The organism is Sulfitobacter sp. S223 (assembly GCF_025143825.1).
Lineage (GTDB): Bacteria > Pseudomonadota > Alphaproteobacteria > Rhodobacterales > Rhodobacteraceae > Sulfitobacter.
On sequence record NZ_CP083563.1, the window covers coordinates 31845 to 46952 of the forward strand.

Below are 15108 nucleotides of genomic sequence, written 5' to 3' on the forward strand. Positions count from 1 at the left end.
ACAGTCAAATGTTTCGCACGCGAAACATTTGACCTATTGGTCAAATTTTACAAATTGACGGATATCCAGCGCAACAGGCTATCGCGGCTGGCCTTGGTCAGACCCGGACCTTTCAGAGTGATGCTACCGTCAGGATTGTCGTGCATCCAGACCGCGGCTGCCACCTTTCGCCCGCCCTCTGTCCGCTCGGCTTGTTCCTTTGGCTGAACCGCCTGCGCGAGAGTATCGTCAACGGCAGGCGCATCCGCGTGATTACGCTCGGCCGTTTTTTCAGGTGTCTGTCTGGGGGCTGGCGGCGCGACCACAAGGCCCTGTTCAAGCAAGGCGCGTTCCTGCTCGGCGGTATCGGGGGCCTGTGCTTCCAGCAACGCCACCAACCGGGGGCCCAACGCAGGGTCATCCTCCAGGCGACGTGCAAGCGTCAGGCCCGCACGTTCCCCCATGGCGGTTGGGAACCGCAGCGCCCCATCCAAGGCCCGCACAATGTGGGTAAAGCTGCCGATCTTGGACCTTTTTGCACGGCTCGCGCTCTGAAATAGAGACTGCAAGGCCGATTTGTCACTATCATAGACACCCTGCTCCACCGTTCGCAGCACAATATGTGCCCGCTCGTAATAGCTGAGACCGACGCGGATTTCGTTCTCTTCCACCATCGCAAGATAGGCGTCAGAGGCTTCTTGAGGGCTGCGCAGCAGCGCAAGCACATGGGCCGGACGCCCCTCCTCTGCTGCGATCTGTGACAGCGCCAGACAGCGCCGCCACCCTGAAATCAAACCATAGCTGTCCGGCCCGAGGGAAACGACCTCGACCGGTTGCTGCTGGCCGCGCGCGCGCAAGCTGCTGACCAAAGCTTCCAGTTCTTCGGGGTCCGTCATCACCCTGTCACGCACCAGATGATCCAGCTGGATCTGTGCGATCGGCACATCCAGCACCATGCGCCCGCTCTCACGGGCCTCACGCAACGCGTGCGACATTTCCTCCAGCGCCGATACGCTGGCGGCGTCATGTACAATGCCGCTGATGGGAGGTGTCCCCCGATAGGATTTAGTCTCTAACTGGGGAGGAATACCCTCACTGGCTGAGAATGAAGGCGGGGTGAGCCGTTTGCGTTTGGCCATGATCGGATCTCCTTTGGCGTCTGGAGGCCGCAGGATCTGCGGCGAAAATCAAGCGCGCGTTAACACGCCGTGCTGTACTTACTTGGCCGCCTGCCCTGCGGCTTCGGCATCGCGCGCCCAAGCCCCGATCAGCAGCGCCTTGAAGGCAGCATAGGTTTCGTCAAATGTTTCGCGGCCCCTTGCGTAGGTCTCGCGGTTGAAGTCGCGGTAATCGGCTTCGTAGATACCGCGCACCTGTTCGCCGGCCTGACCGATCAGCGCAGTGAACCCCTGCCGATGCGGGGATAGGGTTTCGCCGAGATAGGTTTGCATCAATGCCCCCAGTTCGGCCTGCTGCGCCCCGTCATATCGTGTGATGACAGCCCTGACGGCATCCCATTCGAACGACAGCTCTTCGCGCCCCAGCGCGCGTGCTGCGATGTTCTCGCCGTCTTCGATGGATTTGAACGTGGTGTGCAGCATGTCAAAGAACCGGCCCGTGCTGTCGAATTCAAGAAACGACGCCCCCAGCGGGACCAGCAAGATATCCGAGGCGGTGAGCCCGTTGATCGTCAGGTAGCCCAGGGCAGGGGGGGTATCGATGAAGATCACGTCATAGCTATCGAGCACGCCGTCAGCGGCCAGCGTATCACTGAGCGCATCCCATAGTTTCCAGCCACGTGCCTGCATCCGCCACACCGGCACCTGGAATTCGGCCCAATACAAATCAAGCTGCGCGCCGATCAGATCGATGTTCGGCCAGTGGGTGTTCTGGATGAGGTCAGGCGCGCGCACCCCGAGAGCTTCGGTCAGGGTTTCGTCCACGGGGATGGGCGGATCACCGCGGTCAATACGGCGTTGGTTGTCGCTGCGCAGATGTTGGGCGTAGTGGCGGGCGATCAGCGGGAAAACAGTTTGCCATTCGTCCGCGACCTGTCCGCCAAAGATGGAGGTCATTGATCCCTGACTGTCGAGGTCGATCACCAGCACGCGGTAGCCGTCAAGCGCGGCGGACATCGCCAGATGCGCCGCGGTAGATGTCTTGCCGACCCCGCCTTTGAAGTTGGCCACGGCGACCATCTTTGCCGGCAGGCCCTCGGGGCGGTAGGGCAGGTAGTTCTTGGCCTTGGAACCTTCTGCGGCGAAATGGGCGCGCAGACGCAACACCTCATCGAGGGTAAACCATTTCGCGCCGCTTTCGGTCTCTGACATCCCTTGTGGCAGGTCGGGGTTCTGTTTGAGAACGCGGCGGAAGTGACCCTGTGCGACGGGGATCAGATAGCGGGTAATTTCCCAAGTAGAAAATCGTCGCAACTGTCGGCTGCCATCCATCTGAAGCCCGCGGCCGACCAGATCGTCGCGCCCGCGGGCGCAGGCTTGGGCAATGTTGTGAAAGTCATGTGTTGTCGTTGTATCGGCCAGGGCATCACGCGCTTGATCGGGATCTATGGTGAAATAGGGGGGCGTCCTTGCGGGGGAGGTCATGGAAATACGCGGCCTTTATGTGTTGAGTTTTTCGCAAGGTAGCACAAAACGCAGCACATGGAATAAATCTTATCACCCGCCTGTCTTTTTCTTTGTTTTTCTGAGCAATTCCAGCCTTTCGGGCGGGGTTTTGCGGTGCAGAAGGGGTGTTTCGAGGTCGTCTGGACCTGCTTATTCCAGTTAATTAGTAGTTATATGTCGTTAAGGCACAACATGATTTCGCAACATCCTGATTTATAAGGCGGTAGGGCGACTCTGAAAAGGGAGTGCGACTCTGAAACACCGATAAAGCGATTCCAATCCCCCGTTGGAATGACTCTGATCCCCCGTTGAGATGTGCGCGAAGAGTGGACGGGACCTGTGGATAACTTTAGGATGCTCGCAACCCGCCACAAGTGTGGGATTCGCGTAAAGCGTTAAAAGTGTTCCTGACTACGGCAGGGCACCAGAGCAGCAGGCAATCTGCCACAGGTAGAGGACGAAACCATGCAACAACCCAGTGTCGGGGTGGGGCCCCCAACGGCGGATTTTTTCGTCTGCGATTTCTTTGGGGCCAGTCCAAAAAATGATCTGGGCACAATGGAGCATCCGATCTTTTCCCTGTCCACGCGACCGGACCGGCGGATCCTGAGCTATACCCATAATGATACGTTCGTAGAGGTCACGCCCAGTGTGAAAGGACGTGCGACAATCCACGACAAGGACATTCTGATTTATTGTGTCAGCCAGTTGATGGCGGCGGTGAATGCGGGCAAGCCGATCAGCCGCGTGCTGCATCTCAAGGCGCATGATCTTTTGATGGCGACGCACAGGGATACGAGCGGCGATGCCTATGCGCGCCTGCGCGAAGCCTTCGAGCGGTTGTCGGGAACGCGCATTACCACCAACATCACCACCGGAGGTGTCGAGACCACCAGCGGTTTTGGTTTGATCGAAGCCTGGGAAATTGTGCGCCGCGCGCGGGCGGGCAGGATGATCAACCTTACTGTCACTCTGAGCGAGTGGCTGTTCAGGGCGGTCTTGGATAAATCGGTGCTGACGCTGAACCGTGATTATTTCCGGTTGCGTAAACCGCTGGAGCGGCGGGTCTATGAACTGGTGCGCAAGCATTGCGGACGTCAGGCGGAATGGGTGGTCTCTGTATCGGTCTTGCACAAGAAGGCAGGCTCGGCCGCGCCATTGCGGGTGTTTCGGGCGGCTGTGCGGCGGATGATCCAAGATGGCAATCTGCCCGACTACCAGATGTCCGAGCGTGCGGGTGATCTGATTTGTTTCGGACGCATCGCCGTGATCGAGCCGTCCTTGCGTGCGCCGGTTCTGATGACACAGACGCTTGAGACCGCGCGCGCGCTGGCACCGGGCGACGACATCTATGCGCTGGAGGCCGAATGGCGCCAGTGGTGGGCCGAGACGGGCGCGCCGAAACTGGGATCTGCGGACAAGGCATTCCTGGGATGGGTTCATGCACGACAAGCCCGTTCCTGAAGCGGGTAGGGATAATGGATCTCACAGGGTTATGAGACGATGAGCACAGGGGAAGACCCCGCCCTTAGACCGCGCAATCCTTGGTCGCGGGCGCGTCATGTGCTGGCGCTTTTGGCGGCGGGTGATGCACAGGGGGCGGCGCGCCATCTGGAAATGATCCGCCATCACCCCGCGTTGCCGCCTGCGGCTTTTGCAATCTATGCCGATAAGGTGAAGGCCGCGCTGGATGCGGCGGGTCGGCCGCAACCGCTTGATACACCCAGTGCCTATACAGGGGGGTATGACGCGCGCCTTCGACAGCCGTTCCGGCAGGTGCAGGCCGGAGTACTACCGGCGCGGCCCTACCCGGCAGGCATGGTTCTGCCGCCACGGGCTGGCGCGCAGAATGACACAGAGTTTTTGCGTCGCGCAGCTACGCGCGGATACTATGGCAGCGGACAGCCGCTTGGGGTGACTGTCTTTGTTGCGGCGGATGCCACGACGGATGTGGCCGCTATTGCCACTGCCTTGATGGGGCAGGCGGAAGGGGGGGATATCTGCCTGACGGTAGCGGGGGCGGATGTTTCAGAAGACCTGTCGTTGCCGCAGGCGCTGTCCCCGCGCATCGTGCGTGCGCCTTTTCTGAGTGCGCAGGCTCAGGCGGTGATGGCACAGACGCTGGAGGACACCAAGAGCGACATAACGATTTTCTTGTCCGGAGAGGTCGTGCTGGATGACGGGTTTCTGGCGCGGGCCTGGTATCTGGCGCGGGTAAGCGACAAGGTTGTTCAGGCGCTGGTGCCTTTGGAAGACGCCGCCGGCCTGCAACCACTCACCAGCTGGCGTCTTGAACACGAAATCGCCACCTCGGATTTTCCGTATCGCGCGCTGGGGGGGCTGAGCTTTGTGGTCGCTACGGCGCTGATCCGTGCCGTGGGATTGCCTGACGCGCGTTTTTCCAGCCTTTGTCTGGCGGCGCGGGAAATCGGCTGGCGGATGTTTCAGAGGGGGGCTTATTTTGCACCGCTTGCGGTTCCGGTGTTGAAGCCTGCGCGCGACAGTGCTGCTGATGCCGCCGATCAGGCCCTTTATGTGGGGCTGTGTCCCAATCCACTGGACCGTCCGGCGGACGGCACGTTTCAGCGCCCGCGTGTGGATATCTATATCCCCACCTATAACGCTGTCTCCTATATCCGCCGCGCCATCGACAGTGTGCTTGAGCAGGATGTGCGTGATTTGCAGGTCTGTGTCGCGGATGACAATTCGACCGATGGGACATATGCGCTGGTGCAGGAACACTATGCGGACAATCCGCAAGTGCGGGTACAGACCGGACCCAACGGCGGGATCGGCCATGCCTCCAACCGTGGCATAGCAATGGGCAGCGCGCCCTATATCGGGCAACTGGATGCGGATGACTGTCTTAAGCCGGGGGCGGTTGGCCGGTTGATGGCATGGCTTGATGCGCATCCCGAGACCGCCTGCGTCTACGGCGCGTGCGAAAGGATCGATGCGCAGGGGGGCTACATCAAGAACGAGTTCAACTGGCCGGTGTTCACCCGCGAGAAGATGATGGTCACCTCCATCGCGCATCACTTCCGTATGTTTCGCCGCGCGGCGTTTGCCCGCACCACGCAGTTCCGCGAGGATATCGCGAATGCCGTAGACTATGACCTGCTGCTCAAGCTGACCGAGACGGGTGATTTCCACCATATCGATGAAATCCTGTACCAGCGGCGCTGGCACGGTGAAAACACGTCGGATGTGAACGAGACGTTACAAACCACCAATACGCATATCGCCCAGAATGACGCCTTGCACCGATTGGGGCTTGATCGGTTCTGGGACCTTCACATCGCCGACCCGGAGCTGCCCCGTCAGGTGGGGTACCGGCGCAGGACCGGGGTTAGGGGGGTGGTGTTCTGGCCTGCGCCCGCACAGGATGACCCCTCGTATCACCTGCGCTATGGCGCATTGGTCGAGAGTGTCGACATCTGCACCGGCACCGTGGATGCGGCCCTTGAGCAGCTTGCAAGCTTTGAGACCCCTTCGGACCTGACCTTTCACTTGCACGGGCTGTCATCCGTGTTGGGGGAGATCACGGATGCAGCGGCCGCTCAGACGGCGATTGATACCTTTGTGCATACAGCAGAGACGTTCGTTGCAGGCGGCGGGCGGTTCGTCTGGACCGTGGGGCAACGTACCAGTTTCTCAGAGCTTGAGACACAGCTGGCTACGCGGTTGGCGCACCTGGCCTGCTGTGTGCATGTCGACAGTGCAGCGGTGCTGAAGGCCGCCCGGGCGGTTTTCGACATTCCCCCGTCCAAGGTCTGCATTTTGTCGCAGGGCCATTACATCGGCTGCTACCCCGATTTTGTCACGCGCACCCAAGCACGCGCGCAACTGGATTTAGCGCAGAGTGACGATGTGATCCTTCTGGCGCATCTGCCGCAGGAAGAGGGAGCTTTGAAAGAAACAGAAGAGCTGCGCCTTGCCCTAAGGGCGCTGCTGGAGGCGCGCCCACAGGTTGTGCTGGTTCTGGCCGGAAGCGGGCAGGGGACCCTTGCACAGCAGCTGTCCGACGCTTTGCCGCCACTGCAACAAGGGCGGGTGCGCAGCATGGCGCGTCCCGTCGACGAAATGGAGATGCAGGTGTTCATGCGGGCGGCGGATGTCGCGCTGTGCGCCGCTGCGCCCGGGCCTGCGCTTGTTGCGCTTGGGTTTGGTGTGCCGGTTGTCGCGCCGGCAACCGGCCCGATGGAGGAGCTGTTTGCTGGTGCTGCGGCGGGCGCGCTTTATGATCCATCGCGCGGCGGCAATGCGCTGGTCCGTGCGCTTGGTGATGCGTTGGATGCCAAGCATACGGGCGCGGCCGAACAGATGGGCAAGGCTGCGCGCGCGCTTGCACAGGCCTGTCCGTGGCCGGATTTCACGCCGGTTCTGACCGCGAAGGGATAGACGGTTCCGATTGTTTAGCCGGGATGCGCCAGACGCATGTTACGTTCGTGCCGCTCGATGCCTTCTTCGATATCGCGGTAATAGCGCGCACTGCCTTTTTCCAGCACGATGGCCGCATTGCAGACGCGCCTGACGCTGCCCAGAGAGTGGCTGACAAAAACAGCACTGCTGTTTTCCATCCGCTCCCTGAAGATCATCTCGCTTTTCTCTTTGAACGCAGCATCGCCCACCGCCGTTACCTCATCCACCAGATACCAGTCAAAATGGATGCCCATGGAACAGGCAAACCCCAGACGTGACCGCATCCCTGAGGAATAGGTGTGCACAGGTTGGTAGAAGTGATTGCCCAGCTCCGAGAAGTCTTCGACAAACGCGAGGAGTTCGTCCGTGTCCACACCGTAGACACGCGCCAGAAAACGCGCGTTCTGCGCGCCGGTCAGATCGCGGTGAAAGCTGCCCATGAAGCCGACAGGCCAGGAGATGGTGCCATCTATTTCGATCGTCCCGCTGTCGGGCTGGATGGCCCCTGCGATCATCAACAGCAGACTGGATTTGCCCGCCCCGTTGCGCCCCAGCAATGCGATGGATTTCCCTTGCGGAAAATTCATCGTCATATTGTTGGCGATTGTCTTGTGGTTGCCCTTTAGGTGAAAGGTCTTGCTGACATTTTTCAGCCGGATCATGTCTAGCGCCGGTCCTTGATGCTATAGGCAATCAAAACGGCCAATATCCATATCCCTGACAAAAGCAGGGCAATGACGGCGAGTGTCAGGATCCGGTCGGGATAGCGCGGGGTTTCGGGCATGGTGGGACGCAAATAGGCGGCCAGATAACGGCTTTGCCGACGGGCCTCGGCCACGGCGGAATCGTAGGCGGAGAGGGAAGACAAATATGCTTTCTCTGCAAACTCCAGATCGACCGACAGGCTTTCGAACGTGCCGATCAGATCGGCATAGACTTCCTTGTTGGTATCTAGCGAGCCCTGGCTTCCCGTGGGGGTGCGCGCGCCAAGTTGTTGCCGCTCTCCCTGAATGCGGCGCTCGATCACTTCGATGCGGCGCCGTGTTTGTGCAATGCGCGGATCGTTCACGCCTTCTTGCAGGTCCGCGTCGATCAAGGCTTCTGCAAGCTGGGTTTGCAGAGAGCTCAACAGGCCCATCCGACCTGCGATATCTGCCATCGGGTCGACAATCTGGGTTTCGTTGCGAAACAGGGTCAGGGCCTGCCGTGCCTTTTTGAGCCGCTCGACCCCTTGGTCCAGTTCGTCGCGGGCATAGCGGGTCGCATCGCTGCGCGCGACGTTGGACAGATTGTTGATCATGGCACTGGACTGGTCGAACAGTTCCTGGGCGATGTCATGTGCATCTTGTGGATTGAAGGCGCGCACTTCGATCTCGATCAGACCGGTGCCTGCGGCGTAGGTGAGCCGGACCATATCTGCCCAGTAATCAACCTTGTCCTCGATGCTGGCACCCGGGGCCAGCCGATAGATCACGTCCCGTTTGGGGGAGCTATAGATCTTTTCAAGGTCCATCTTCTGGTCAATGGCGCGCACCAGCTCCTGGCTTTGGATGAACTCATACAGAATGTCGGTATCCGAGGAGCTGGCCGAGGACAGGCTGGTCAGCCCTCCGAGAAGCTCCATCGCGGAGCCGACTTCTTCGCGGCGCACGGTAAAGCCGACTTTTGAAGCATATTGATCAGCTGCCAGCGTATACAGATACCACGCCGAACCGGTGACGGGGGCGGCGACAACCAGCACAAAGCTGATGATCATCATGTAATGGCGTAATTTCATGCGGGCCGGAGTGGCCGGGGCAGGTGCCTTGACAGCCGTGGTCGTAGAACCAGGCTGTGGAATAGGGGCAGCAGTCAAAGGGCATTCCGATCTTTAACATCGTTGTAAAGGTTAGTAAGCTTATACTGTTAGTTGCTGGTGATTTCCAGAGACGGAAAAAACGGCGGAGCCTGTTTAATGCCCTTTCCTGCTGCCCAGACCCCAGGCCAGCCGCGCTTTCGGGCGGCCCGGTCCATCGCGGCCTTGGTTCTACGCGAAATGACGACCAAATATGGCCGCTCTCCGGGGGGGTATCTTTGGGTTGTTGTGGAGCCTGTGGCGGGGATCGCCCTGCTGTCGATGTTGTTCATGCTGATTTCACGGACGCCGCCACTGGGGACGAATTTTCCGATATTCTATGCGACCGGGGTCTTGCCGTTTACGATGTATGTGACCCTGAGCAACAATATTGCGACGGCAGTGACCTTTTCCAGACCGCTGCTGGCCTATCCTGCGGTCAGCTTCATGGATGCCGTGCTGGCGCGGTTTTTGCTGACGACTGTCACACATCTTTTGGTCATGGCGTTGGTGCTGGCGGGGATCATCGCGTTGTATGATCTGAAGCTGGTCCTGCACTGGCCTTCTATTTTCAAGTCGGTTCTGATGGTGCTTGGAATAGCGTTTGCCATTGGCGTCATGAACTGTTTCCTGTTCCTCCGCTTTCCGGTGTGGCAGAACTTCTGGAATGTTTTGAACAGACCTATGTTTTTGATTTCAGGTATTATCTTCATTCCTGAAAGGCTTCCGAAAGAAGCGCTCCCTTATCTGAGCTGGAACCCTGTCATGCATGCGGTAGGGATGATGCGCCGCGGGTTTTATCCGACCTATGATGCGCTTTATATCGACGTCGTCTTTGTCGCGACTTTTTGTTTGGTCACGGGCGTTATCGGTTTGTGGTTCCTGGTTCGCTATCACAAGGACCTGGCTCTGCTCTGAAGAGCGGCGCTCAGGTCTTTACGGGGATTGCCGCGCGCCCTTCGGCTTTGCCGTGGCGCAGGTAATGCAGCAATGCCGGCATTTTGTTGGCGGCGATTGCCGGGTCGGCCATGTGATATTCCATTGAATCGAACTCGGGGCCGGGGTTGCGTCCCTCGAAGGCACCCATCTGCACGAAATGCTCTGCGGGGGATAGCGCAGACGCGGCGATGTCGGGGTAGGTGGTCTTATACCACGCCTCATCAAACAACCCGCTTTCTTTGGTTATCGTGATCTGTTTGTCCAACTCGGCCCGCATGGCGCGGTATGTCTTGGATATGCGTCTGGATGATATCGCTGTCGCGATCTCCTGTTTGGCTGCGGCAAGCTGGAGGAGTGTCTGGTTATAGCGCTTTTCACGCTCAAGCCTGGCTTTTGCCTGCTTGAGATCGCGCGTAGTTTTGGCCAGCGTGCTGTTGGCCTTGGACAGATCGGCGGACTGTTGCTGAAGGCGCTGTTCGCGCTCCTCGAGTATCTGGGTCAGCGCGGCCAGCTCCTTGTCGCGCTGTTGCATGCCGCCGCCGGTGGCGTTGACGGTAGCTTGCAGCGTGTCGCGCTGTTTGGCCGCCTGTGCAAGCGCTTGGGATAGCTGCTTGTGGGATGCCTGACGCTGTTGTTCAAGCGCGTCTATCTCGGTGGCATGGGTATCTTCGAGTTCGCGGATCCGGGCCAGAAGCTCGGCGTTTTTGCTGCGTTCGGTTTCCAGCAGCCGGGCCTGTTCGGGCCGGGGTTGTGTACCCGCTGCGGTATTGACCTTCATGGCCACCGCGCCGGGCGATGTATTGACCGTGCCTGTGCTGGCTGTCCCCGTGCTGGCGGGACCTGCGCTGACCGGAGCTGTGCTGCGTGTGGCCAGCTGATCGGTGGCGGCTTTCAGCCGGTCTTCGAGTTGGGCCAGTCTGGCCTGTCCTTCGGTGAGCTGCCGCTTTTTTTCCGCCAGCTCGCTGAGCGCCTGATCCCGCTGGTTGTGGGCCGCTTTCAAAATATCCGAGGCGTCCCGGCCCTGCACAAACATGCTGTGCCATTCGCCAAGGCGTGAAAAGACGTTTTTCACATTCAGGTAGCCGGGTTTGCCAGGCTGTAACTGTGTCAGGCGCATCAGGCGGTCGTTATGCTGGCGGCCTCTCAGAACAAGGCGCACACCCCGCAGCGGGTTCGCCAAGAACACGCCGCCATCCAGAGCGATTTTATCGCTGTATTTTGCAAGTAGGGCCGCATCACCGCCCTGGGCAAAAAGGATCAAGGCACGGTCGGACAACAAAGGCGCCCAGATGCTGTCGATTTCATCGAGGAGCGCCTGTGTCACAGGCTTGTTGATAATGAGAAAGTCGATCTGCGCGGCTTGCAGGTTTTGGGCCAGGTCTGCTTGGTTTGCGGTGAAAATCTCTGAAAAATCGGAAAAGTGATGCTCGTTATAGAGCTCTATGTCGTCAAGATCGACGTCGGTCTCTGTTTCGATGCCGAAACAAACGGCTTCGATGTTCAGTTTCTCAATGGCTTGGCAGGCAGCAAAATACGGAACCGCATCGGCAACGCCCAAGCAGACGACCATGTTCGGGCGGGCATTTTCGACCGTCCAGAACAGCAGCGGGACATGTTCCAGAAACGGTGACGGGGCCGCGTAGCGCGCGCGCCAGAACAAGGCTTTGCTGGACAGCGGTGCCAGTGCATCAAAACTGTTGGTGACGGCTTTGGATGTGGTGTTCTGCACGACGCCCTGGTTCATGATGTACTCCTTGGTCTTTGCCTCTGATGACACTTTGTCACTTGGTTGCCAAGACAGGCACTTTTTATCTTAAAACAACAAGTGAATGCCTCCTACAGACATTGATGAAAAAAGTGAAACCGGAAAGCCGGGACCGGAGAAACCGGTGGGGATAGGCTGTGGGGCGCACAACAGCAGCGCCCCGGGCTTGGCGTCTTGTGGGCTGATACGTCATAGGGTACTGAACTTTCCGGAAAGATAGGGGTATTCATCGGGTGCCTGAGGCGCTCTCGCTTTGCAGAGCGCATGCGATTTTGACCGGAGCAGGCAATGAAAAAAGCGTTTATCACAGGCACAACGGGTCAGGATGGATCCTATCTCGTGGAGTTTTTGCTCGATAAGGGATATGAGGTGCACGGCCTCAAACGGAGGGCGTCTTCGTTCAATACCCAGCGGTTGGATCATTTGGTTGAAGACATCCACGACAAGCCCAATTTCCGTCTGCATTACGGTGACTTGACCGACAGCTCCAACCTGACGCGGTTGTTGTCCGACATCCAGCCGGACGAGATTTACAATCTGGGGGCTCAAAGCCACGTCGCTGTCAGCTTTGAGGTGCCTGAATATACCGCTGATGTGGATGCGATCGGTACGTTGCGCCTGCTGGAAGCAATGCGCTTTTTGGGAATGGAAAAAACCTGCCGGTTTTATCAGGCTTCCACCTCTGAACTCTATGGTCTTGTGCGCGAAACGCCCCAGCGTGAAACGACGCCGTTTCACCCGCGCTCTCCCTATGGGGTGGCCAAGCTTTATGCCTACTGGATTGCTGTGAATTACCGCGAAGCCTACGGCATGTATGCGTGCAACGGAATCTTGTTCAACCACGAGAGCCCGCGGCGCGGCGAGACCTTTGTGACGCGCAAGATCACACGCGGTCTGGCCAATATCGCACAGGGGCTCGATACTTGTGTGTATATGGGCAACATCGACGCTCTGCGCGACTGGGGCCATGCAAAAGACTATGTGCGGATGCAGTGGATGATGCTGCAACAGGACGCGCCGGATGATTTTGTGATTGCGACCGGCGTCCAGCATTCGGTGCGCGAGTTCATCACTTGGGCGGCGGCTGATCTGGGCATCACTCTGGCCTTTGAGGGCAGTGGCGTGGAAGAGAAAGCTGTGGTCGAGCAGGTAACCGGAGACGATGCACCCGGCGTAAAGCCCGGTCAGGTGATCATGAAAATCGATCCGCGCTATTTCCGCCCCGCCGAGGTGGAAACACTGTTGGGCGATCCGACCAAGGCCAAGGAAAAACTGGGGTGGGTGCCCGAAATCACGGCGCGTGAGATGTGCGCCGAGATGGTGGCGAGCGATCTTAAAAATGCGCGCAGCCACGCGCTGCTTGAAAAATACGGTTTTGACAGCGCTACGGGTCAAGGCGAATGACGGTCTGCGTACCACAGGGCGCCGGACAGCGGGGCAAGATGCTACTGACCGGCGGGCGTGGCATGGTCGGCCGCAATATCCGCGAGCATCCACTGGCGCAAGAGTGGCATATTCTGGTGCCGACCAGTGACGAACTTGATCTGACCGATGCTGCCGCGACAGCAGACTATATGCGCGACGAGCAGCCGGATATCGTTGTGCATTCGGCAGGTCAGGTGGGCGGTATTCAGGCCAATATGGCGGATCCCGTAGCATTTCTGGACCGCAATGTCGCGATCGGGCGCAATGTGATTATGGGCGCACATGGTGCAGGTGTGACGCGGCTGATCAATCTTGCTTCAACCTGTATTTACCCGCGTGAGGCGCCTAATCCTCTGCGTGAGGATATGATTTTGACAGGCCCTCTGGAGCCGACCAACGAAGGCTATGCGCTGGCAAAGATTGTAGCGTTGCGGCTGTGTCAGTATATCCGCCAGCAGACGCCGACACTGATGTATAAAACATTGGTGCCATGTAATCTGTACGGGCGGCATGATAAATTCGGCGCACATAATTCTCATATGCTGCCAGCTGTCATCGCCAAGATCCATGCGGCACGCGAAGCCGGGGATTCAACGGTCGAAATCTGGGGCGACGGCAGCGCGCGCCGTGAATTCATGTATGCAGGTGATCTGGCGGCCGCTGTTTTATGGGCCGCCATAAACATCGAGGCGATCCCTGACGTAATGAACATCGGTGTCGGCAAGGACTATACAATCAATGAATATTATCAGGCTGTCGCAGATGTAATCGGATGGACCGGTGCATTCACGCATGATTTGTCGAAGCCGGTCGGAATGCAGCGGAAACTATGTGATATTTCGCGCCAGACAGCATTGGGCTGGGCTCCGCAGATCGACCTTCGGGATGGTATGGCCCTTACGTATCAATTTTTTCTAGAAAGGCAGTCTTCATGAGTGTTCGTTTTCCTCTCGCAACCTCTTCTTGGGATCAAGCAGAGCTGGATGCGCTACAGCGCGTCATCGCATCGGACCGCTACACCATGGGGGCAGAAGTTGCTGAGTTCGAGCGCCGTTTTGCTGCGCATTTCGGCACCAAATTTGCCGTGATGGTCAACTCGGGTTCTTCGGCCAATCTGCTTATGGCCGGGGCGCTGGCCTATACATCCAATCCCGACCTAAAGCTTTTGCCCGGTGACGAGATAATTGTGCCTGCCGTTTCCTGGAGCACGACATACTACCCGTTGCACCAATACGGGCTGAAAATGGTCTTTGTCGATATTGATCCAGAAACGCTCAATTATGATCTGGATGCTTTGGCCGATGCCATAACAGAGCGCACCCGTGCCTTGATGGTTGTGAACCTGTTGGGAAATCCAAACGATTTCGATGCCATTTCCAAGCTCACCGAGGGGCGCGGGATTGTCATGATCGAGGACAACTGTGAATCTATGGGGGCTACGCTGGGCGGCAAACAGTGTGGCACCTTTGGTGTCATGGGCAGTTTTTCCACATTCTTCTCGCATCATATATCGACCATGGAAGGCGGCGTTATCGTCACCGACGACGAAGAGCTGTACCATGTAATGCTGAGCCTGCGCGCCCATGGTTGGACACGCAACCTGCCCAAGAAAAACCACGTTACCGGCGACAAGAGCGATGATCCTTTCGAGGAAAGCTTTCGCTTTGTGCTGCCCGGTTACAACCTGCGTCCGCTAGAGATGTCGGGGGCGCTGGGGCAGGAACAATTGCTCAAACTGGACGGATTGATCGAGGGGCGGCGCGCCAACGGGACAGCCTTTGTCGAGGCCATGAAGGACCACCCCAAGTTCACGGTTCAGCGTGAAATAGGGAAAAGCAGCTGGTTCGGATTTAGCCTGATGTTACGCCCTGAATTAAGCGACAGCCGTGCGGATGTCGTGCGCGGGCTTGATGCTTTGGGGTTTGAATGCCGACCTATTGTGGCGGGCAATTTCGCGCGCAAGGAAATCATGCAGCATTTCAATTTCGAGATACACGGTGATCTGGCAAACGCAGACTATCTGGACAAGCGCGGCCTGTTCGTTGGCAACCATCACTACCCGATTACCGAAGCGATCGAGCAACTCGCGAAGTTCTAGCGGGCGCGCATTTCCGTGATCT

The 15108-nt window shown here is 58.3% G+C and carries 11 protein-coding genes; 6 read left to right on the forward strand and 5 right to left on the reverse strand.

Going from position 1 to position 15108, the window contains the following annotated elements; genetic code table 11:
* Positions 1–47: 47 nt before the first annotated feature.
* Both K3757_RS18850 and K3757_RS18855 read right to left on the reverse strand, forming a co-directional pair.
* A complete protein-coding gene (locus K3757_RS18850; protein WP_260001562.1) occupies positions 48–1118 on the reverse strand; it encodes a ParB N-terminal domain-containing protein in 1071 nt (356 codons plus the stop codon).
* A 78-nt stretch (positions 1119–1196) separates the two neighbouring features.
* The gene (locus K3757_RS18855; protein ID WP_260001563.1) at positions 1197–2582 is read right to left on the reverse strand and encodes an AAA family ATPase; all 1386 of its coding nucleotides are present in this window, start codon (positions 2580–2582) and stop codon (positions 1197–1199) included.
* Between the two features lie 486 nt (positions 2583–3068).
* On the opposite strand from K3757_RS18855, the gene K3757_RS18860 reads away from it, so the two are divergent.
* Together K3757_RS18860 and K3757_RS18865 are read left to right on the forward strand one after the other, a co-directional pair.
* Positions 3069–4067: a replication initiator protein A gene (locus tag K3757_RS18860; RefSeq protein WP_260001564.1), complete on the forward strand. Its 999-nt coding sequence runs from the start codon at positions 3069–3071 to the stop codon at positions 4065–4067.
* 39 nt (positions 4068–4106) lie between these two features.
* Positions 4107–7004 (forward strand): glycosyltransferase, encoded by a 2898-nt coding sequence (locus K3757_RS18865; protein WP_260001565.1) that lies wholly within the window; start codon positions 4107–4109, stop codon positions 7002–7004.
* Between the two features lie 14 nt (positions 7005–7018).
* On the opposite strand, the gene K3757_RS18870 is transcribed toward K3757_RS18865, so the two are convergent.
* Together K3757_RS18870 and K3757_RS18875 are read right to left on the reverse strand one after the other, a co-directional pair.
* Positions 7019–7687 carry an ABC transporter ATP-binding protein gene (locus tag K3757_RS18870; protein WP_260001568.1) on the reverse strand — a complete coding sequence of 223 codons (669 nt, stop codon included), beginning with the start codon at positions 7685–7687 and terminating at the stop codon, positions 7019–7021.
* Between the two features lie 2 nt (positions 7688–7689).
* Positions 7690–8802 (reverse strand): sugar transporter, encoded by a 1113-nt coding sequence (locus K3757_RS18875; RefSeq protein WP_260001491.1) that lies wholly within the window; start codon positions 8800–8802, stop codon positions 7690–7692.
* Positions 8803–8979: 177 nt separating this feature from the next.
* Between K3757_RS18875 and K3757_RS18880 the strand changes: the two genes are divergently transcribed.
* Positions 8980–9777, forward strand: a complete 798-nt coding sequence (locus K3757_RS18880; protein WP_409202596.1) for an ABC transporter permease — start codon at positions 8980–8982, stop codon at positions 9775–9777.
* A 10-nt stretch (positions 9778–9787) separates the two neighbouring features.
* Here K3757_RS18880 and K3757_RS18885 read toward each other — a convergent pair whose 3' ends face one another.
* Entirely contained in the window at positions 9788–11542 is a 1755-nt protein-coding gene (locus K3757_RS18885; RefSeq protein ID WP_260001493.1) for a hypothetical protein, read from the reverse strand.
* 309 nt (positions 11543–11851) lie between these two features.
* Here K3757_RS18885 and gmd point away from each other — a divergent pair, with 309 nt between their 5' ends.
* From gmd to K3757_RS18900, 3 genes are read left to right on the forward strand one after another with little or no spacing between them, the layout of a single operon-like run.
* A complete protein-coding gene (gene gmd, locus K3757_RS18890; protein WP_260001495.1) occupies positions 11852–12967 on the forward strand; it encodes a GDP-mannose 4,6-dehydratase in 1116 nt (371 codons plus the stop codon).
* Positions 12964–13923: a GDP-L-fucose synthase gene (locus K3757_RS18895; RefSeq protein WP_260001496.1), complete on the forward strand. Its 960-nt coding sequence runs from the start codon at positions 12964–12966 to the stop codon at positions 13921–13923. The genes gmd and K3757_RS18895 overlap by 4 nt, the downstream gene beginning before the upstream one ends.
* Positions 13920–15086 (forward strand): DegT/DnrJ/EryC1/StrS aminotransferase family protein, encoded by a 1167-nt coding sequence (locus K3757_RS18900; protein ID WP_260001497.1) that lies wholly within the window; start codon positions 13920–13922, stop codon positions 15084–15086. The genes K3757_RS18895 and K3757_RS18900 overlap by 4 nt, the downstream gene beginning before the upstream one ends.
* Positions 15087–15108 lie beyond the last annotated feature (22 nt).